We start from the raw sequence: 17,855 nt of genomic DNA, 5'->3' as shown, positions 1-17,855 counted from the left end.
CCGGCGTCGTCGTCGGCGGGAATCAGGAGGTCAGCGTGTCGTGCCGTGCACCTTGGGCAGTGCACCACCGGCAGCGGCGTTGCGGTCGGGCCGGAAGCGGCCGAGGTCGAGACCGGGGATGGAGCCGACGTGCGACAGCTCGTCTTCGATCAGGGCGGCCTCGCTGTCTTCGGGGCCCACCAGCGGAAGGCGGACCCGCGGGCTCGAGATGCGACCGAGGCCGTGCAGGATGTACTTCGCCGCGACGGTGCCGGGCACGTGGGTCATGACAGCGCGGACGAGAGGCTCGAGCATCTGGTGCGCCTCGGTCGCCGTGTGCAGGTCGCCCGCGTTCACGGCGTCGACGATGGTTCGGTAGGGCGCCGCGGCGATGTTCGCGGTGACGCCGATCAGGCCCGAGGCGCCGATGGCGAGGTGCGGCAGCACGTTCGCGTCGTCGCCCGAGAAGTAGAGCAGGTCGGTCTGGTTGAGGACGCGGCTGACTTCGGCGAAGTCGCCCTTGGCGTCCTTCACGGCGACGATGTTCGGGTGCTTGGCGGCACGCAGCAACGTCTCGTACTTGATCGGGATGCCGGTGCGGCCGGGGATGTCGTACAGGATGACCGGCAGGTCGGTCGCGTCGGCGATCATGCGGAAGTGGGTCAGCACACCGGCCTGCGTGGGCTTGTTGTAGTACGGCGTGACGATCATGACGCCATCGGCGCCGGCCTTCTCGCTCGCCTTGTAGAGCTGGATGGCGTGTGCGGTCTCGTTCGACCCGCCGCCCGTGATGATCTTGGCCCGACCGGCGGCAACCGACTTGCCCACCTCGACCAGACGGAGCTTCTCGGGGTCGGTGAGCGTGCTGGTCTCGCCGGTGGTTCCGGTGACGACGATGCCGTCGGCCCCTGCGCTGATGCAGTCGTCGATGTGCTTCTCGACGGCCGGCCAGTCGACCTCGCCGTCAGCGGTGAACGGCGTCACGAGGGCGACGAGGACCTGACCGAAGGGGTTGTTGATGTTCGACACGCCCTCCAGCGTACTGTCTCGCGTCGGGCCGGCCCCCCGAAGGGCCTTCGACACCCCGGCCGGGAGGCGCGGGGGCCCTCCCGAGGACGGGCGTCAGGGGGCGACGCGCCCGTTCGCCCCGAAGGCCGCGTAGGTCAGGGGCATGAGCTCGGCCCAGAGGTCTTCCATCTTCTCGGCGCACATCTCGATCTCGCGCTGCGGGAACGACGGGAAGTGCGTGCCCTCACGCTTCGTCCTCAGACTGAGGAAGTTCATCAACGACCGGGCGTTGACCGTCACGTACATGGACGAGTAGATGTTCAACGGCAGGACGATGCGGGCGACCTCGCGCGCGATGCCGGCGTCGAGCATGCGCTGGTAGGCCTCGAACGCCTGGGTCGAGGCGGCTCGGGTGGCCTCGTCGACGAGAGCGGACTGCTCGGGCGTGCCGGGCAGGAAGTCGTAGGCGCCGGGCTTGCCGACCTGCTGCAGGTTGCGGGTCGCGGCGGGTACGTAGAAGACGGGGTTGAGCTCGCGGTAGCGCCCGCTTTCTTCGTTGTAGCTGGCCATGCGATGCCGCATGAACTCGCGGAACACGAAGATCGGCGCCTGCACGTAGAAGGTCATCGAGTTGTGCTCGAACGGCGAGCCGTGGCGGTCGCGCATCAGGTAGTTGATCAGACCGGCGCCCTTGGTCGCCTGGGCACCGTCGGCCGACGCCTGCGCGCCGTCGAGGGTCAACTCGCCCATGGTCGAGACGCGCGCCGCGAACAACACGTCGGAGTCGTGGGCACTCGAGCGGACGAGCTCGACGGTGACGTCGGAGCGGAACTCGGGGGTCTTGGAGGAGGTCACGGCGGGGTTGGCTTCGGTCTCGGACACGGCGTCGACTCTACCTCGGCAGGCCAGGTCGAGGAGAAGACCGCGACGGTCCGGCGGCCGCTCCCCCAGCGGGCCGGAATACGGTGTCCCCATGACCGACGCACTCACCGTCCTGATCTCCGGCGCCAGCGGCATGATCGGGTCCGAACTGACCCGCCAGCTGCGTGCGGCCGGCCACCGTCCGCTCTCCCTGGTCCGTCACGAACCCCGCGCCGAGGACGAGTACACCTGGGTCCCGAGTGCCGGCATCGTCGACCACGACCTGATCGCCCGCGCGGACGCCGTCGTGAACCTGGCCGGCGCCTCCTTGGGTCGTCTGCCGTGGACGGCCGGGTACAAGCGCGACATCCTCGAGTCACGCCTGGCCGCGACGTCGACGCTGGTCGACGGCATGAGGGCGGCTTCGAAGGCACCCGCGACGTTCCTCAGCGGCTCGGCCGTCGGCGTCTACGGCGACCGTCCCGGCGAGCGGTTGACCGAGGCGAGCGGCCGGGGCGAGGGGTTCCTCAGCGACGTCGTCGTCGCCTGGGAGGCCGCCGCCGACAAGGCCCCGGAGGCCACACGCGTGGTCACGCTGCGGACCGGGATCGTGATCGGACCCGGAGGAGGCGCGCTCAAGCCGCTGCTGCCCCTGACCAAGCTGGGGTTCGGTTCACGACTCGGCACCGGCGACCAGTTCTGGCCCTGGATCAGCCTGCATGACGAAGCCGCCGCGATCGTGCATCTTCTCACGTCGTCCGTGGCGGGACCCGTGAACCTGGTCGGGCCCACACCGGCGACGAGCGACCTCGTCACGCGGACCCTGGCCTCTGACCTGCACCGCCCCTACTTGTTGGGCGTGCCCGAGGTCGTCATCTCGACGGCCATGCAAGAAGCCGGCCGGGAGATGCTGCTGCCCAGTCAGCAGGTCGTGCCCGAGGCCCTCGAACGCGACGGCTTCGTGTTCCGACACCGGACGGTCGAGGACGCCCTGTCGGCGTTCGTCGACGCCCTCTGACCGTCCGCCGCACCCGACCCCGTCGATTCAGGTCGTCTCGCGCCGCAGCTTGACGGCCCAGCGGAGGGCCTGCCGGGCCCGCCGACGATCGCCGCAGGCGTCGTAGGCCAGACCGAGCCGGAACCATGCGCGCCAGTCGTCGGGGGCGGACTCGACGGCCTCTTTGTACGCAGGGAACGCGGCGTCCGCCGCCTCGCGGTCGTACCGACCGGAGGCGCGGCGCGGCACGTCGTCCACCGGCAATCCGCCCTCGGCCGTGAGCTGACGGACGATCTCTTGGGTGCGCAGACCGAAGCGCAGTTCGACCACCAGAGCGAAGAGACCCAGGAGGGGAAGCACGAGCAGTGCGACACCGAGCGCGATCGCCACGGGCTCGCCGGTCGACATGAACAAGACGGCCCTCTGGCCGACCAGAGCGACGTAGAGCAGCAGCAGGAGCGCCATCACCAGCGCCGCGGTGCGCCCCTTCACGGTTCGAGGGGGAGCACGGCGTCGAGGCCCACGACGACCCCGGTGATGTGTGGAGCAGCCGCTATCGCGACGCGGAGGCCCTGCTCGTAGGCACGCTGCGACAGCGTGTCGTGTGTGAGCGTGAGGGTCTCGCCTTCGCCCCCGAACACGACCTCTTGCTTGGCGACGACGCCACGGAGACGCATGCTGTGCACCGGCACGCTCGCCACCTGCTGCCCCCTGGCCCGCTGGTCGGCGTGCGGAGCCGACACCGGTCCGAGGTCACGACGAGCCTCGGCGATGAGCTCGGCCGTGCGTACCGCCGTTCCCGAGGGCGAATCGACCTTGCCCTCGTGGTGGGCCTCGACGATCTCGACCGACTCGTAGAAACGAGCCGCCAGGGTCGCGAACCTCGTCGCGAGCACCGAACCGATCGAGAAGTTCGGCACCACCAGGACTCCGGGACCGGCCGCGTCGGCGACCACCGTCGAGAGCCGGGCCAGCCGCTCGGCGTTGTATCCCGAGGTGCCGACGAGGACCGGGATGCCCGCGCGGACGACGTGCTCGACGATCCGAGGACTGACCGCGGGATGCGTGACGTCGATGACCAGGTCGGCCCCGAGGACGTCGTCCAGGTCGTCGCGCGACGACAGACCGGCGTGCAGTTCGAGCCCCGGCGTGCGCTCGACGAGATCGACGATGAACGAGCCGAGGGTGCCGGTGGCTCCCACCACGGCGATGCGGGAAGTCATGTCGTCCAACCTACCGGGGCGACCGGACGGGGGCGGTGCCGCGACCTACCATGGTGGGCATGCCCCGGTTCCGCGAGACGGACGTCTCCTCCCCTGACGCCGCTGCCCTTTTGACCGAGTACTTCGCCGAGCGTGAGAGCACGTTCCCCTCGGCCCAGGGCAGGTACACGACGACCCTGCCCGACGCGACGGCGTTCGTGCCACCGACCGGGGTGTTCGTCGTCGTCGACGACGGTCCGGCGGGCCCGGACTCCGGCGCCGCGTCCGGACCTCGCGCGTGCGGAGGCATCCGACTCATCGCGCCCTCGGCCTCGGGCGCGGTGCGGTACGAGGTCAAGCACCTCTACGTGCGTCCCACCGGTCGGGCACAGGGGCTCGGCCGGGCATTGCTCGACGAGCTCGAACGCCGGGCGGCCGCGTTCGGCGCCGACGAGATCGTGCTCGACACCAACGACAGCCTGGCGGCGGCCGGAGGCCTCTATCGCAGCGCGGGGTACACGACGATCGAGCCCTACAACGCGAACCCCAACGCCACGACCTGGTACGGCAAGGCCGTCACGGGTGGAACGGAGACCGGCACGGCCGGGCGATGAGCCGGCCGGGGGGCAGTCGGCGTCAGAAGGGCTGTTCGACGGGCAACCCCGTACGGAGCTCGACCGGAAGGTGACCGAGGTCGTTGTGCGTCACGAGTTCGGGCGGTTTGGCCGATCGCACCCGGATGATGGTCAGCCCGGCGTTGGCCTGGTTGACGCCCATCCAGCGCCAGTCGGGAGCTCCGAACACCTCGCGGACGAACCAGCCGATCACGAAGTTGTGCGTCATGAGCAGGTCGTGACGATCCTCTCGGGCCGGGGTGAGCCACTCGGCGACGGCGTCGGCCATCTGTGCCTGTCCGGCCTCGATCTGCTCGTCGGTCACACCGCCGAAGAACGGCTTGTAGGACGACGGCATGTCGGGCGTCGGCCCGGACGGCACGCAGTCGAACAACAGGGTCGACGGTTGCGACTCGAGCGCCGGCATGCGCTCGGTCATGATGGCAGCCGTCTCTTCGGCACGCTCGAGCGGGGAATGCCAGGCCGCGTCGAACGGGACGCCGCCGAGGCGCTCGGCGAGGAGGCGCACCTGGCGCTTGCCCCGTTCGCTGAGGGGACCGTCGGGCAGCCCGTGCTCGGCGTCCTGCTGTTCGCCGTGCCGGACGAGGTAGAGGTAGTGGGACACCGTCGTCTCCTGGTTCATCGAGGGATCGCACCCGACGTCGCCGTCGGGACGGGGAAGGTCGTCTCGTCGACCTCGCCGACGACGACGGTGGACAGCGGGCCGGAGAGCAGCCGGGTGGCCAACGAGCGCACGTCGTCGGACGTCACCGCCTCGACCCGACCGAGTGAGGTGTCGAGGTCGACGAACTCGCCCGTCGAGATCTCGGCTCGACCGAGGCGGTTCATGCGGGTGTCGCTGTCCTCGAGGGCGAGGGCCGCAGCGCCCCCGAGTTGGCCGAGAGCCCGGCGGCGCTCGTCGTCGGTGATGCCGTCGGTGGCGAGACGGGTGAGCTCGTCGAGCATGAGACGCGCGACGTCACCGGCGTTGGCAGGGGTGCACCCGGCGTAGAGGCCGAAGAGACCGGCGTCCGAGTAGCTCGGGGCGAAGGAGTAGACCGAGTAGGCGAGACCACGGCGCTCACGGATCTCTTGGAACAGCCGGGACGACATTCCGCCGCCGAGCACCGAGTTGAGGACGGCCAATGCGGGTCGGGCGTCGTCGCCGACGGAAATGCCCGGCAGGCCGAGGAGCACGGTGGCCTGCTCGAGGGGTCGCCGGATCACCTGCAGCGGTTCGCCCGCGACCAGTTCGACGGGCGTGTCGTCGCGACGAGGCACGGGCGCCGCCGCGGCGGTGGGCCATCCGGCCCGATCGAGTGCCGCCGTCAACCGGTCGAGGGCACGATCGTGGTCGACGGCACCGGCGATCGACACGACGAGGTCTTGGGGACGGTAGTTCGCCCGGTAGTGCCGGTCGACGTCGTCACGGGTCGCAGCACGGATGCTGTCGGGCGAGCCGCCGATCGGACGCCCGAGCGGGTGATCGCCGAAGACCGACTCGAAGAGGCGCTCCCCGGCCATGTCGGCGGGATCGTCGTCGGCCATGGCGAGCTCTTCGAGGATGACGCCACGCTCGGTCTCGAACTCGAGCGGATCGAGGGTCGAGGAGGTCACCATGTCGGTGAGCACGTCGATCGCGTCATCGAGGTCGACGTCGCGCACCCTGGCGTAGTAGCAGGTGTACTCCTTGGCGGTGGCCGCGTTGTGCTCGCCGCCCACCGACTCGAACGACACCGCGATGTCGAGGGCTGAGCGCATCGACGTGCCCTTGAAGAGGAGGTGTTCGAGGAAGTGCGTCGAGCCACGTTCGGCGTCGGACTCGTCGCGAGAACCGACCGCCACCCAGAGACCGATGGTCGTGCTGCGAGCCCCGGGCATGCGCTCGCTCAGGACTCGGACGCCAAAGGGCAGGACGGTGCGCCTCACGAGCGCGTCGCCCGTGGCGCGGAATGAGATCTCGACCTCGTCGAGGGGGAAGGAGACAGGGCCGTTCATCACGTCGAGCCTAGGCGACCTCCCCTGCAGTCGTCCGTGAGTCGCTCCAGGGGGACTGCCACCCGAACTGGGGGACGATCAGGAGGACAAACAGACAACTCTGTTTGTCCTCATCGATGTTAGTCTGTACTCACCGACGTCGACTCGACCCCCTGACGGTCGTCGTCGGCGGCTGATCGGACGTCGCCAGAAGGTCCGGAGCGCGCGTCCCCCCACGCGGCTTCAAGCCGAGACGTCCCAAGGAGCCACGCTGTGACGGTCGATTCCCCCCAACCGGCCGTCCAGCGTCTCCCTGGCCGCCCCCGTGCCGACTCACCCGTTCCCGGTGCTCGGTCCCGTGTCCTCACGACCGCCGATCGCCTCTTCTACGACGAAGGCGTTCGCGTCGTGGGTGTCGATCGCCTGATCGCCGAGTCCTCGGTGACCAAGGCGACGTTCTACAAGCACTTCGGCGCCAAGGACACACTCGTGCTCGAGTACCTCGCCGGTCGCCACGACCTGGAGGCCTCCGAGCTGGCGGCCTTGGCCGAAGCCCACGACGGGGGTCGAGCAACCCTCGTCGCCTACCTCGACGCCGTGGTCGGTCGCCTGCAGTCGGTGTCGTTCCGAGGCTCGGCCTTCGCGAACGCGGCGTCGGAGTTCAGCGACCCGACCCACCCCGTGCGCCTCGCCATCTCGGAGCACCGTGAGTGGCTGACGGGCGAGATGGTCTCCCTCTTCAAGGCGGCGGGTCATCCCCTGCCGGGCGATGCCGCCGACGATCTCGTGCTGGCCCTCGACGGCGCCCAGGTGGGCGCGTACGCCGGCGACGCGATCGCCTCGGCAGCCTCCCTGCGAAGGACGGCCGAACGCCTGCTCGCCGCCTGAGTCACCGAGCGAGCACATCGGAGGCAGAGGTCACCACCGCCTCGGCGGAGCCCTACGGGCGACCGGCGACCGGACGGCCCCTTCGCCCGGCGATCAGGCCGAAGCGCGATCGAGGTCGAGTACCTGGTTTCGAGTGAGCTGGACCCGCGCGGCCTGGGCGAGCTCGTAGACCTGCTTCGCGTTCGTGGCGCTGGCCACCGGCGCGACGACGTTCGGCTTGGCGAGCAGCCAGGCGAGCGCGATGGCGGCGCTCGATACCTCGTGGACGGACGCGATGCGGTCGAGTTCGTGCACGACCTTCAGGCCCCTCTTGGACAGGTACTTCGCCAGCACCCGACGCCTCGGGCTGTGCGCGAGGTCGGAGCGCGAACGGTACTTGCCCGTGAGGAATCCGCTGGCGAGGGCGAAGCGCGGCATGACGGCGAGACGCTGCTGTGCGGCGACGTGCGACAGGCCCTTCTCGTACTCGACACGGTCGAGCAGGTTGTACTGGTTCTGCAGTGCCACCATCGGGGCGATGCCGAGCATGCCCGCCGCGATGCGCGCCTCGTAGAGGCGATTGCCCGAGTGGTGGGACCCCCCGAACCAGCGGACCTTCCCGACCCTGATGAGATGATCCACCGCCAGGAGGGTGCGCTCGAACGCCACCTCGGTGTCGTCCACGTGGAGGTACAGCAGGTCGATGCGGTCGGTGCCGAGGCGTTCGAGCGAGGCATCGACGGCCCGCTCGATCGCCCGCGGGGTCAGGCCGGGGTTGTCGGCGCTCTTGCCCACCTTGGTGGACACGACCATGTCGTCGCGTGATCGACGGGTACGCATCCAGGAACCGATCATGATCTCGCTGCGGCCGCCTGCGTACGAGTCGGCGGTGTCGACGAAGTTGCCCCCGAGGTCGAAATAGGCGTCGAGCACAGAGGTCGTCTCGGCCTGGTCGGCCGTCCACCCGAAGACGTTGCCACCGAGGGCCAGGGGGAAGACCTTGAGATCGGAGACGCCGAGACGCCGCCGAGGCTGGATGATGCCGAGGTCGACGGGCACGGTGGGCTGAGCGGCGGAGGCGCGGGCAGCGGCAGCAGCAGCCACGGCCGCGGCACGGGCAGCAGCAGCAGCGACGGCTGCGGCACCGGCGAAGTCGGACGTGGCTGAACGGGCGAGCTCCGCCGTCGTCTCGGTCACGCCGTCCCCTTCTCGTCGCGAACCCCCGATGCGCCTCTGTGCGACCGCATGGGGTATGGTTCGCTCTCCACGGTCAAGAATACGACCACGCGACCGGTTTCCCGCGCCGGCGCACCCAATCGTTACGCCGTGTCGCCACCCCGATCCGAGGGCGAGCCCCTTCGTCGGCCCGCGCCGACCGAGCAAAGGCACCGACGGCGAAGGGCCCGCGCCGACCGAGGTCGGAGCGGGCCCTTCGTGGCGTGGTGACTACGCGTCGACCGACTCGTCGGACGACTGCTCGGTCGCCCCGCTCGAGTCGGTGTCGGCCTCGTCGGCCACGACCGGAGCGAGCGAGAGCTTGCCACGGTCGTCGATCTTGGTGATCTCGACGAGGATCTTCTGGCCGACGCCGAGGACGTCCTCGACGTTCTCGACCCGCTTGCCACCGGCGAGCTTGCGGACCTCGCTGATGTGCAGCAGGCCGTCCTTGCCGGGGAGGAGCGAGACGAACGCACCGAAGGACGCGATCTTGACGACCGTGCCGAGGAACTGCTCGCCGATCTCGGGGTTGGTCGGGTTGGCGATCGCGTTCACCTGAGCGCGAGCGGCCTCGGCCGACGGCCCGTCGACGGCACCGATGTAGACGGTGCCGTCCTCCTCGATGCTGATGTCGGCGCCGGTCTCGTCCTGGATGGCGTTGATCGTCTTGCCCTTGGGGCCGATCAGTTCGCCGATCTTGTCCTGCGGGATCTGGACCGAGATCACGCGGGGCGCGGTCGGGGCCATCTCGTCGGGGGCGTCGATCGCCGAGTTGAGCACGCCGAGGATGGCGGTGCGTGCCTCTTTGGCCTGCTTGAGTGCGGCGTCGAGCACGGCGGTCGGCAGACCGTCGAGCTTGGTGTCGAGCTGGATCGCCGTGACGAACTCGCTCGTGCCGGCGACCTTGAAGTCCATGTCGCCGAGCGCGTCCTCGGCGCCGAGGATGTCGGTGAGGGCCGCGTAGCGGGTCTGACCGTCGACCGTGTCGGAGACGAGACCCATCGCGATCCCGGCCACGGGGGCCTTGAGGGGCACACCCGCGTTGAGCAGCGACAAGGTCGACGCGCAGACCGAACCCATCGACGTCGAGCCGTTCGACCCGAGGGCCTCGGACACCTGGCGGATGGCGTAGGGGAACTCGTCACGGCTGGGCAGCACCGGCACGAGGGCGCGCTCGGCGAGGAAGCCGTGCCCGATCTCGCGACGCTTCGGCGAACCCACACGACCGGTCTCACCGGTCGAGTAGGGCGGGAAGTTGTAGTGGTGCAGGTAACGCTTCTTGGTGACCGGGCTCAGCGAGTCGATCTGCTGCTCCATCTTGAGCATGTTCAAGGTGGTGACGCCCATGATCTGGGTCTCGCCACGCTGGAAGATGGCGGAGCCGTGGACGCGCGGGATGACCTGCACCTCGGCGTCGAGCGGACGGATGTCGGCGAGGCCACGGCCGTCCATGCGGATCTGCTCGGTGAGGATGCGGTCGCGGACGACCTTCTTCGTCGCCGACTTGTAGGCGGCGCCGACCTGGCCGAGGGCCGTGTCGGGCAGCTCGCCCGCGTCGACCTTGGCGGCGATGGCGTCCTTCACACGGGACTTGAGGGCGTCGTCGGCGTCCTGGCGCTCGATCTTGCCGGCGATCTTGTAGACCTCGGCGAGCTCGGTGCCGACGGCGCCGGTGACGGCCTCGAGCACCTCGTCGGTGTAAGGCAGGAAGACCGGGTAGTCGGCGATCTCTTTCGAGGCCTGCGCGGCCATGGCGGCCTGGGCGTCGACGAGCTGCTTGAGGAACGGCTTGGCGGCCTCGAGGCCCTGGGCCACGACGGCCTCGTCGGGCTTCGTGGCGCCGCCCTGGATGAGACCCCAGGCGTGCTCGGTGGCCTCGGCCTCGACCATCATGATCGCGACGTCCTCGTTGCCGGCGGCGTCGGTGACGACACGGCCCGCGACGGTCAGGTCGAAGACGGCGTCGGCGAGCTGGCTGGCCTTGGGGAAGGCGACCCACTGGTCACCGATCAGGGCGAGACGCACACCGGCGATCGGGCCCGAGAACGGCAGCCCCGAGATCTGGGTGGAGGCACTGGCGGCGTTGATCGCCAGGGCGTCGTAGAACTCGTCGGGGGCGATGCTGAGCACCGTGATGACGACCTGGACCTCGTTGCGCAGGCCCTCGACGAACGAGGGACGCAGCGGCCGGTCGATCAGACGGCAGACCAGGATGGCCTCGGTCGAGGGGCGACCCTCGCGACGGAAGAACGAGCCGGGGATCTTGCCCGCGGCGTACGAACGCTCTTCGACGTCGATGGTGAGCGGGAAGAAGTCGAAGTTGTCCTTCGGCTTCTTGCTGGCGCTCGTGGCCGACAGAAGCATGGTGTCTTCGTCGAGGTAGGCAGCGACGGCTCCCTGAGCCTGCTGGGCGAGACGACCGGTCTCGAATCGGATGGTGCGCTTGCCGAACTTGCCGTTGTCGAGGACGGCTTCGCCGAACTTGATCTCTGGACCCTCCATGTGGGGGCTACTCCTCTTTGTTTTGCATCGAGGCCCCGTGTGGGCATCGATGTGTACCGGGAGCGGGCGGCGTGGACGGCATGGCGACATGCACGTGCGACAACGCGACGGAGGCGGTGGCACGTCTGGCCAACAGTAGAAACGGTCGGACCCCGCACCCGACCGGGACGCTCGGCGTCGGTCGGGGCATTCCGCCTGTCACCACCGGTGACCAGCAGCCGTACCGGCCTGCTCCGAGCGCGACTCTAGCACTCGCACCCTTCCGGCCGGGTGCGGAGAGCGGGTGTCGCCCGGACGGGGAGGCGCGGTGCCGGGAGGACGGCGTTAGGGTCGTCTCCATGCGTGCTCACGACAGGTCCGGCCGGGATCGTCGCGCGAGTCGTCTCGCGGTGGCGACCGGCGCCTCCTTGGCTCTCGTCCTGACGGCGCTCGTGGCGCCGTCCGCCGCAACCGCCGCGGGGTACCCGACCTGGGCACAGGTCGAGGCCGCGAAGGGCAACGCCGCGGCGACCCAGGCGCAGGTCGACCTGATCGAGGCGTCACTCGACAGCCTCGAGAAGACCGCGTCCGACCGCAGTGACGAGGCCGTGCTCGCAGACCAGGCGAACGCGGCGGCGCAAGCCGACCTGGCGGCCGCCTCGCAGCGGGCGGACGAACTCGCCGCCGATGCGGAGCGTGCCAGGGCCGGCGCCGAGACCGCGAAGCAGGAGGCCGGCCAGTTGGCCGGAACCCTGTTCCGAACCGGTGGCACACGGACGATGGGCACCGACCTCTTCACGTCGCCCGACCCCGGGGCCGCGCTCTACCAGCTGGGCTCGCTGACGCAGCTCGGCGATCGATGGCAGACGGTGCTGGCCGACGCCACGACGGCGAGCAACACGGTGTCGTCACTCAGTGAACAGGCGACGACCGCCGCCGACCGCCGTGACTCCCTCGCCCGCGATGCCCAGGCCACGGCCGACGAGGCGGCCTCCGCCCAGGCGAGCGCCGACGCCGAGGTCACGACTGCCACGCAGCGCTCGACCGACCTCTACGCCCAACTCGCCGCGCTCAAGGACTCGACTGCCGATCTCGAACAGCAGTACCGAGCCGGCGTGGCCGCACAGCAGGCCTACGCGGCCCAGCAGGCGGCGGCGAAGGCGCAGGCCGCGACCAGCGCGAAGACACCCTCTGGCCCGTCCGGGGGCGGCGGATCGTCTGGGGGCACGGCGCCCGTGGCCGGCGGCGGAGGCTCGGGCAGCGGAGGCTCGGGCAGCGGAGGCTCAGGCGGCGCGGGCGGCGGGGGCACGACTCCCCCGGTCGGTGCCGTCAACGACCCGGCCGGCGCCAAGGCCTATGCCGCGACGAAGGTCGGCAGCGGCGCCGAGTACACCTGCCTCGTCCAGCTCTGGAACAAGGAGTCGGGCTGGCGCACCAACGCGACCAACCCTTCGGGAGGGGCCTACGGCATCCCTCAGGCCCTGCCCGGCAACAAGATGGTCTCGAGCGGGCTCGACTGGCAGACGAACTACCGCACCCAGGTGAACTGGGGCATCGGCTACATCCAGGGCCGCTACGGCACGATGTGCGCCGCCTGGGCGCACTCGGTCGCGAACAACTGGTACTGAGTCCCGGCCGTCGGGCCACGGGCGACGGGCGACGGGCGGACCGTGTCGCCGGGGACGAGAGAACGGCCCCCTCTGCGAACAGAGGAGGCCGTCGTCGAGACGTTCGGAGCGCGAAGACTAGCGGCGCAGGCCGAGACGACCGATGAGCGTACGGTAGCGCTCGATGTCGACCCTGGACAGGTAGCCCAGGAGGCGACGGCGCTGGCCGACGAGCAGCAGCAGACCACGACGCGAGTGGTGGTCGTGCTTGTGCTCTTTGAGGTGCTCGGTGAGGTCGAGGATGCGCTGCGTCATCACGGCGATCTGGACCTCGGGGGATCCGGTGTCGCCGGGGTGGGTCGCGTATTCTTCGATGATCCGGGTCTTGACGTCAGGTGCGAGTGCCATAGGTGGATCCCCTTTCAGTTCGTTGCGCGGTGCTCGTCACCGGATGTGCGAGCTCTCTTTCTCCGCGGCCGTTCAGACGGCAACCTGAGGAGCCTACCAGACGGGCGACGTCGAGCCCTGTCGTGATCGGGCCCGCCCCCGCCGCCGCCGAGGAAGCACGAGTCCGACGAAGGCCGCGCCGATCGCCGCCCCCAAGGTGTTCATCACGAGGTCCTGCGGGTCGGAGAAGCGGGTCGCCGACAGGTACGTCGCCTGGTAGGTCTCGATGCCCACCGTCGCGGCGAAGCCCACCAGGATGCCCACCCACCAGAACCGCTTGGGCAGCAGCAGCGCCGGGAACATGCCCATCGGCACGAACATGGCCACGTTGGCGGCCGCCTCGACCCGGGCGAAGGTGATCCACGCGGTCTCGTCGTGCCGCGCGAACACGTCGAGCGCCCGCCAGAGCAGCGCCCCCGTGTTCGCGTCGTAGACGCTGGGGCGCAGGGTCATCCAGGCGACCCCGGCGAGGTAGACGAGGGTGAGCAGGAGGAGCACGGCGCGACGCATCCGTCCATCGTGCGGCACCGGTCGGTGGGAGGACGCCCGGAACGGCCGAAGATCAACCTCGAGGACGACCCACCCCGCGGGCGACCGCGGCAGAGCCGAGGAGGCGCGGTGCGCGACCGCGTACACCGCGCCTCCTAGGCTCGTCGCGTGGACGCACTCACCGACCTCTGGGCCCGCATCAGCCAACTCGCCGCTCCCCTGCCCGGCTCGTGGCTGCTCGCCAGCGTGGCCGCCGGCCTGCTGCTCGTGCTGCTGCCGGGCACCTGGCACACGGTGCGGCACGCCGTCACCGTCGTGCACGAGGGCGGGCACGGTCTCGCCGCGGTGCTGACCGGACGACGACTGACGGGCATCCGACTGCACTCGGACACCTCGGGACTGACGGTGTCGAAGGGGCCGCGGACCGGGCCGGGCATGATCATCACGCTGCTCGCCGGCTACACGGCTCCGGCGATCGCCGCCCTGGGCGCCGCGTGGTTGCTGTCGGCGGGGTACGCGGCCGGGCTGCTCTGGGCGCTGCTTCTGCTGCTCGCGCTGATGCTCGTGCAGATTCGCAACTGGTTCGGACTCTGGGTGGTGCTGCTGGGCGCCGCCCTCGTGGTCGTCGTCACGTTCTTCGCGTCGCCGACCTGGCAGGCCGTGTTCGGGCTGGTCGTGACCTCGGTGCTGGGGTTCGGGGCGCTGCGCGCCTCGCTCGAACTGCAACGCAGCCGACGTCGCTCTCGCTCTACGGCATCGGACGCCGACCAGCTCGCCGGGCTGACCCGGGTGCCGGGCGTGGTCTGGGTCGGGGTGTTCGTGCTCGTCGCCCTCGCCTGCCTGCTGGGCGGGGCGGGGCTGCTCTTCCCCGGGGCGCTTGAGGCCGCGCGCTCGTTCGCCTGAACAGTCGGATGGTGTTCTGCCCCGCAGAGCCCGGTTCGATCAGCAGCGGCGACACGAAGGTGCCGACCACCGACCGCCGAGTGCCGCCCTTGACGTGACCACAACCGTCTGACAGAGTTTTTCATACCACATGTTCCACACAGCAGTTGCGATGCCGCTGCATCTACCGAGAGCAGTTGGCGTTCGTGAAAGCCACGTACGACCTCGACACGTGGTGGCGTCGAGCGAATTACACTGACGTCGTCAACCACCGGTGCAACTGAGAGGCGATGGTGAAGAACCTGATCTGGCTCGGCGCGGCGCTGACGCTCATGAGCATGGTCGGTGGCGTGTGGGCTGCGGTGCACCTCGTGAATCTGGGTATCGCGGCCGACGAAGGCGCCGAGGTGACATCCGACATGAGCCGGACGGCGTGGCTGGCCCTCTACGCGCCGGTCGTCACCTTTGTCGCGGGCGTGGTCATCATCATCGTCGGAGGGACCCAGAGGCCTCGCGCCGCCGGCTAGAACGGGCGGGCGCTCAGGCGGGGGCGGACGAGAGGGCGTGCACGGGGACATGACCCTCGAGGCGGGCCCGGCCGTCGAGACCGTCGAGTTCGAGCAGCACCGCGACGCCGGCCACGACGTAACCTGCTCGTTCGAGCAGGGTGATGGTCGCCTCGACCGTGCCGCCGGTCGCGAGCACGTCGTCGACGATGAGGACGCTCGACCCCGCGGGGATCTGGTTCGGACGCAGTTCGAGCGTGGCCTCGCCGTACTCGAGGGCGTAGCTCTCGCTGAGCACCTCGCCGGGGAGCTTGCCCGCCTTGCGCACCGTGAGCACGCCGACGCCCTGCTCGATCGCGATGGCCCCGGCGAGCGCGAAGCCCCGCGCCTCGATGCCGGCGACGGCGACGAACCCGCCGTCGAACGGCTCGGAGAGGGCCGTGGTCACGGTGGCGAAGGCGTCCGCGTCGGAGAAGAGCGGCGTGACGTCACGGAAGAGGATGCCGGGCTTGGGGAAGTCGGGGACGACGGCGATCTTGCTGTCGACGAACGAGGAGGCATCGGTGACGGTCATGGGGTCAACGGTAGTCGCGCGGACGGCCCACCCCGGGTCCACGTCACGATCGTGTGAACAGTCCGGACCGATGTCGGAGGCCCGTGCGAGAGTGCACGCATGTCGCGGTTCATCGTCCCCCCGTACCTGCTCGCTCACCTCGCCGAGGCCGACTCGCCCCGTCTGCACCGGGCGCCGCAGGCCGCGCGCAACGGTCTGCTCGCGATGGAGGCCGTCGACCGCAACGCCACTCCCCCGGTGGTCCAAGGGGCGCTCGGCGGCGGGGCCGTGCTCGAACGGACGATCTTCGACGCGCAGGGCAGCGAAGAGCTGCCGGGTGTCCGCGTGCGGGGTGAAGGCGAGCCCGCCACCGACGACGTCGCCGCGACCGAGGCCTACGACGCCCTCGGCGCCACCTACGCCCTGTTCCGCGAGGTGTACGGGCGGTCGTCGATCGACGGCGCCGGGCTGCCCCTCGACGCGACGATCCACTACGGCCAGGACTACGACAACGCCTTCTGGAACGGTGAGCGCATGGTGTTCGGCGATGGCGACGGCGAGGTGTTCGAGCGCTTCACGGCCTCGGTCAGCGTCATCGGGCACGAGCTCACCCACGGCGTCACGCAGTACACCGCGAACCTTACGTACCAGGGGCAGTCAGGCGCGCTCAACGAGTCGGTCAGCGACGTGTTCGGGGCACTCGTCGAACAGCACCTGTTCGGTCAGACTGCCGATCAGGCCACCTGGCTGATCGGCGAGGGGCTCTTCACGCCCGAGGTGCAGGGTCGGGCCCTGCGGTCGATGAAGGCCCCGGGCACCGCGTACGACGACGACGTCCTCGGCAAGGACCCCCAACCCGGGCACCTGGACGACTACGTCGAGACCACCGACGACAACGGTGGGGTGCACCTCAACTCGGGCATCCCCAACCGGGCCTTCTACCTCGTCGCCGAGGCGCTGGGCGGCGAGGCCTGGCTGCGGGCCGGGCAGGTCTGGTACGACACGCTGACCGGAGGCACCTTGTCGACCGAGGCGACCTTCGCGCAGTTCGCGGCGGCGACCGTGGAGGCGGCCACGGCACGGTACGGAGCGGACTCCGACGAGACCCGGGCGACCTCGGCCGGGTGGGAGGGCGTCGGGGTCACCCCGGCGTTCTGACGCCGGCCGGCGCGAGACCCTGCTGCCCCGCACATCGCAGGGGTAGCATCTCGCCCATGAAGGTCACCGTGTCGCGCTCCGGTGGGTTCGCCGGCCTCACCCGCAGCTGGTCGGTCGACGTCGACTCCGAGCCCGACACCGAGTCGTGGCTCGTCCTCATCGACCAGGTGCCCTGGTCCCAGGCCCAGACGGCCGCCCAGGCCGTGCAGCCCGATCGATTCGTCTGGGTCATCACGGCGGAGACCCGCCCCACCCGCAAGGCCAAGCTGCCCGAGCAGCAGGTGACGGGGCCGTGGCGCGAGCTCGTCGACCGTGTCCGCGACACCTCCGAGGCCGAGGCGAAGGCCGGTCCGACGCGATGAGCGACCGAGCGCGCCGACCTCGGCGTCGACTCTCGGGCGAAGTGCTGGCGGGGCTGCTCGCACTCGTCGTCCTCGTGGCGGGCGGGGTCGGCGTGGCCGTGGTGCAGAGCGGCAACCCGCTGAACGTCCGCGGGGCCGCCACCGCGCCTCCGTGGGGTCGCCCCTCGACCGACCAGCTCGAGACCCGGGCGGCAGCCGCCGGCCTCGAGAACGTCTGGGGCCAGGACCTCGCGATGCACGTGCACACGCACCTCTCGATCACCGTGGACGGACGAGCGGTGACGGTGCCCGGCGACATCGGGCACGACTCAGCCACGAAGTTCGCCGCCGAGATCCACACCCACGACACCAGCGGCATCGTGCACGTCGAATCGCCCACGCGCGAGACGTTCGTGCTGGGTCAACTCTTCAGCGAATGGGACGTCGCACTCGACGGCCGGGGCGTGGGGTCGCTCGGGCAGGGCGACGGTCTCGAGCTGCACACCTTCGTCGGGGGCAGCCCGTACACGGCCGACCCGGCCGGCCTCCCCCTGCGGGACTTCGAGCGCATCGACCTCGTGCTCGCGCCGATCGGGGAGACCGTCACCGCGCCCGCGGCCTTCACCTGGCCGGCCGACTACCGCTGAGCCCCCCGATTCTCGGGTACG

20 protein-coding genes are annotated in these 17,855 nt (G+C 70.1%); 9 read left to right on the top strand and 11 right to left on the bottom strand.

Features of this window, described 5'->3' with window-relative positions; translation table 11 throughout:
- Positions 1-30 precede the first annotated feature (30 nt).
- Both dapA and thyX read right to left on the bottom strand, forming a co-directional pair.
- Positions 31-1,008 (bottom strand): 4-hydroxy-tetrahydrodipicolinate synthase, encoded by a 978-nt coding sequence (dapA, locus tag HRF36_RS13410; protein WP_173210675.1) that lies wholly within the window; start codon positions 1,006-1,008, stop codon positions 31-33.
- Between the two features lie 93 nt (positions 1,009-1,101).
- The gene (gene thyX, locus HRF36_RS13405; RefSeq protein ID WP_371740181.1) at positions 1,102-1,869 is read right to left on the bottom strand and encodes an FAD-dependent thymidylate synthase; all 768 of its coding nucleotides are present in this window, start codon (positions 1,867-1,869) and stop codon (positions 1,102-1,104) included.
- Positions 1,870-1,960: 91 nt separating this feature from the next.
- Here thyX and HRF36_RS13400 point away from each other — a divergent pair, with 91 nt between their 5' ends.
- The gene (locus HRF36_RS13400) at positions 1,961-2,866 is read left to right on the top strand and encodes a TIGR01777 family oxidoreductase (RefSeq protein WP_173210671.1); all 906 of its coding nucleotides are present in this window, start codon (positions 1,961-1,963) and stop codon (positions 2,864-2,866) included.
- A 27-nt stretch (positions 2,867-2,893) separates the two neighbouring features.
- On the opposite strand, the gene HRF36_RS13395 is transcribed toward HRF36_RS13400, so the two are convergent.
- Positions 2,894-3,337 (bottom strand): tetratricopeptide repeat protein, encoded by a 444-nt coding sequence (locus HRF36_RS13395; protein ID WP_371740179.1) that lies wholly within the window; start codon positions 3,335-3,337, stop codon positions 2,894-2,896.
- Positions 3,334-4,068, bottom strand: coding sequence for a 4-hydroxy-tetrahydrodipicolinate reductase (gene dapB / locus HRF36_RS13390; RefSeq protein ID WP_173210669.1), 735 nt, complete (start codon positions 4,066-4,068; stop codon positions 3,334-3,336). The genes HRF36_RS13395 and dapB overlap by 4 nt, the downstream gene beginning before the upstream one ends.
- Positions 4,069-4,127: 59 nt before the next feature.
- Between dapB and HRF36_RS13385 the strand changes: the two genes are divergently transcribed.
- Positions 4,128-4,661, top strand: a complete 534-nt coding sequence (locus HRF36_RS13385) for an N-acetyltransferase (protein WP_173210667.1) — start codon at positions 4,128-4,130, stop codon at positions 4,659-4,661.
- 22 nt (positions 4,662-4,683) lie between these two features.
- On the opposite strand, the gene HRF36_RS13380 is transcribed toward HRF36_RS13385, so the two are convergent.
- Together HRF36_RS13380 and HRF36_RS13375 are read right to left on the bottom strand one after the other, a co-directional pair.
- Complete coding sequence (locus tag HRF36_RS13380) at positions 4,684-5,286, bottom strand: histidine phosphatase family protein (RefSeq protein ID WP_173210772.1); 603 nt, start codon at positions 5,284-5,286, stop codon at positions 4,684-4,686.
- Between the two features lie 14 nt (positions 5,287-5,300).
- On the bottom strand, positions 5,301-6,659 hold the full coding sequence (locus tag HRF36_RS13375; protein ID WP_173210665.1) for a pitrilysin family protein: 1,359 nt from the start codon (positions 6,657-6,659) through the stop codon (positions 5,301-5,303).
- Between the two features lie 252 nt (positions 6,660-6,911).
- On the opposite strand from HRF36_RS13375, the gene HRF36_RS13370 reads away from it, so the two are divergent.
- Positions 6,912-7,526, top strand: coding sequence for a TetR/AcrR family transcriptional regulator (locus HRF36_RS13370; RefSeq protein ID WP_173210663.1), 615 nt, complete (start codon positions 6,912-6,914; stop codon positions 7,524-7,526).
- 93 nt (positions 7,527-7,619) lie between these two features.
- On the opposite strand, the gene HRF36_RS13365 is transcribed toward HRF36_RS13370, so the two are convergent.
- Together HRF36_RS13365 and HRF36_RS13360 are read right to left on the bottom strand one after the other, a co-directional pair.
- Complete coding sequence (locus tag HRF36_RS13365) at positions 7,620-8,702, bottom strand: aldo/keto reductase (protein WP_371740177.1); 1,083 nt, start codon at positions 8,700-8,702, stop codon at positions 7,620-7,622.
- A gap of 249 nt (positions 8,703-8,951) precedes the next feature.
- Entirely contained in the window at positions 8,952-11,225 is a 2,274-nt protein-coding gene (locus HRF36_RS13360) for a polyribonucleotide nucleotidyltransferase (RefSeq protein WP_173210661.1), read from the bottom strand.
- A gap of 338 nt (positions 11,226-11,563) precedes the next feature.
- Between HRF36_RS13360 and HRF36_RS13355 the strand changes: the two genes are divergently transcribed.
- Complete coding sequence (locus HRF36_RS13355) at positions 11,564-12,832, top strand: lytic transglycosylase domain-containing protein (RefSeq protein WP_173210659.1); 1,269 nt, start codon at positions 11,564-11,566, stop codon at positions 12,830-12,832.
- A 117-nt stretch (positions 12,833-12,949) separates the two neighbouring features.
- Here the strand turns inward: HRF36_RS13355 and rpsO are convergent, their stop codons facing one another.
- Both rpsO and HRF36_RS13345 read right to left on the bottom strand, forming a co-directional pair.
- A complete protein-coding gene (gene rpsO, locus HRF36_RS13350; RefSeq protein ID WP_123520309.1) occupies positions 12,950-13,219 on the bottom strand; it encodes a 30S ribosomal protein S15 in 270 nt (89 codons plus the stop codon).
- A 93-nt stretch (positions 13,220-13,312) separates the two neighbouring features.
- The gene (locus tag HRF36_RS13345) at positions 13,313-13,768 is read right to left on the bottom strand and encodes a VanZ family protein (RefSeq protein ID WP_173210657.1); all 456 of its coding nucleotides are present in this window, start codon (positions 13,766-13,768) and stop codon (positions 13,313-13,315) included.
- A gap of 147 nt (positions 13,769-13,915) precedes the next feature.
- Here HRF36_RS13345 and HRF36_RS13340 point away from each other — a divergent pair, with 147 nt between their 5' ends.
- Both HRF36_RS13340 and HRF36_RS13335 read left to right on the top strand, forming a co-directional pair.
- Positions 13,916-14,650 (top strand): M50 family metallopeptidase, encoded by a 735-nt coding sequence (locus tag HRF36_RS13340; protein WP_173210655.1) that lies wholly within the window; start codon positions 13,916-13,918, stop codon positions 14,648-14,650.
- A 269-nt stretch (positions 14,651-14,919) separates the two neighbouring features.
- Entirely contained in the window at positions 14,920-15,156 is a 237-nt protein-coding gene (locus HRF36_RS13335; RefSeq protein WP_173210653.1) for a hypothetical protein, read from the top strand.
- 13 nt (positions 15,157-15,169) lie between these two features.
- On the opposite strand, the gene HRF36_RS13330 is transcribed toward HRF36_RS13335, so the two are convergent.
- A complete protein-coding gene (locus tag HRF36_RS13330; RefSeq protein WP_056262805.1) occupies positions 15,170-15,709 on the bottom strand; it encodes an adenine phosphoribosyltransferase in 540 nt (179 codons plus the stop codon).
- Between the two features lie 99 nt (positions 15,710-15,808).
- Here HRF36_RS13330 and HRF36_RS13325 point away from each other — a divergent pair, with 99 nt between their 5' ends.
- Genes HRF36_RS13325 through HRF36_RS13315 form a run of 3 tightly spaced genes read left to right on the top strand, consistent with a single transcriptional unit; the run spans position 15,809 to position 17,834 of the window.
- Positions 15,809-16,846, top strand: a complete 1,038-nt coding sequence (locus tag HRF36_RS13325) for a M4 family metallopeptidase (RefSeq protein WP_173210651.1) — start codon at positions 15,809-15,811, stop codon at positions 16,844-16,846.
- Between the two features lie 56 nt (positions 16,847-16,902).
- Positions 16,903-17,208 carry a protealysin inhibitor emfourin gene (locus HRF36_RS13320; protein ID WP_173210649.1) on the top strand — a complete coding sequence of 102 codons (306 nt, stop codon included), beginning with the start codon at positions 16,903-16,905 and terminating at the stop codon, positions 17,206-17,208.
- Positions 17,205-17,834, top strand: coding sequence for a hypothetical protein (locus HRF36_RS13315; RefSeq protein WP_173210647.1), 630 nt, complete (start codon positions 17,205-17,207; stop codon positions 17,832-17,834). Before HRF36_RS13320 ends, HRF36_RS13315 begins: the two co-directional genes overlap by 4 nt.
- The last annotated feature ends 21 nt before the right edge of the window (positions 17,835-17,855 follow it).

This window comes from Frigoribacterium sp. VKM Ac-2836, from assembly GCF_013248995.1.
Lineage (GTDB): Bacteria > Actinomycetota > Actinomycetes > Actinomycetales > Microbacteriaceae > Frigoribacterium.
This window is presented reverse-complemented; position numbering and strand designations above follow the sequence as displayed.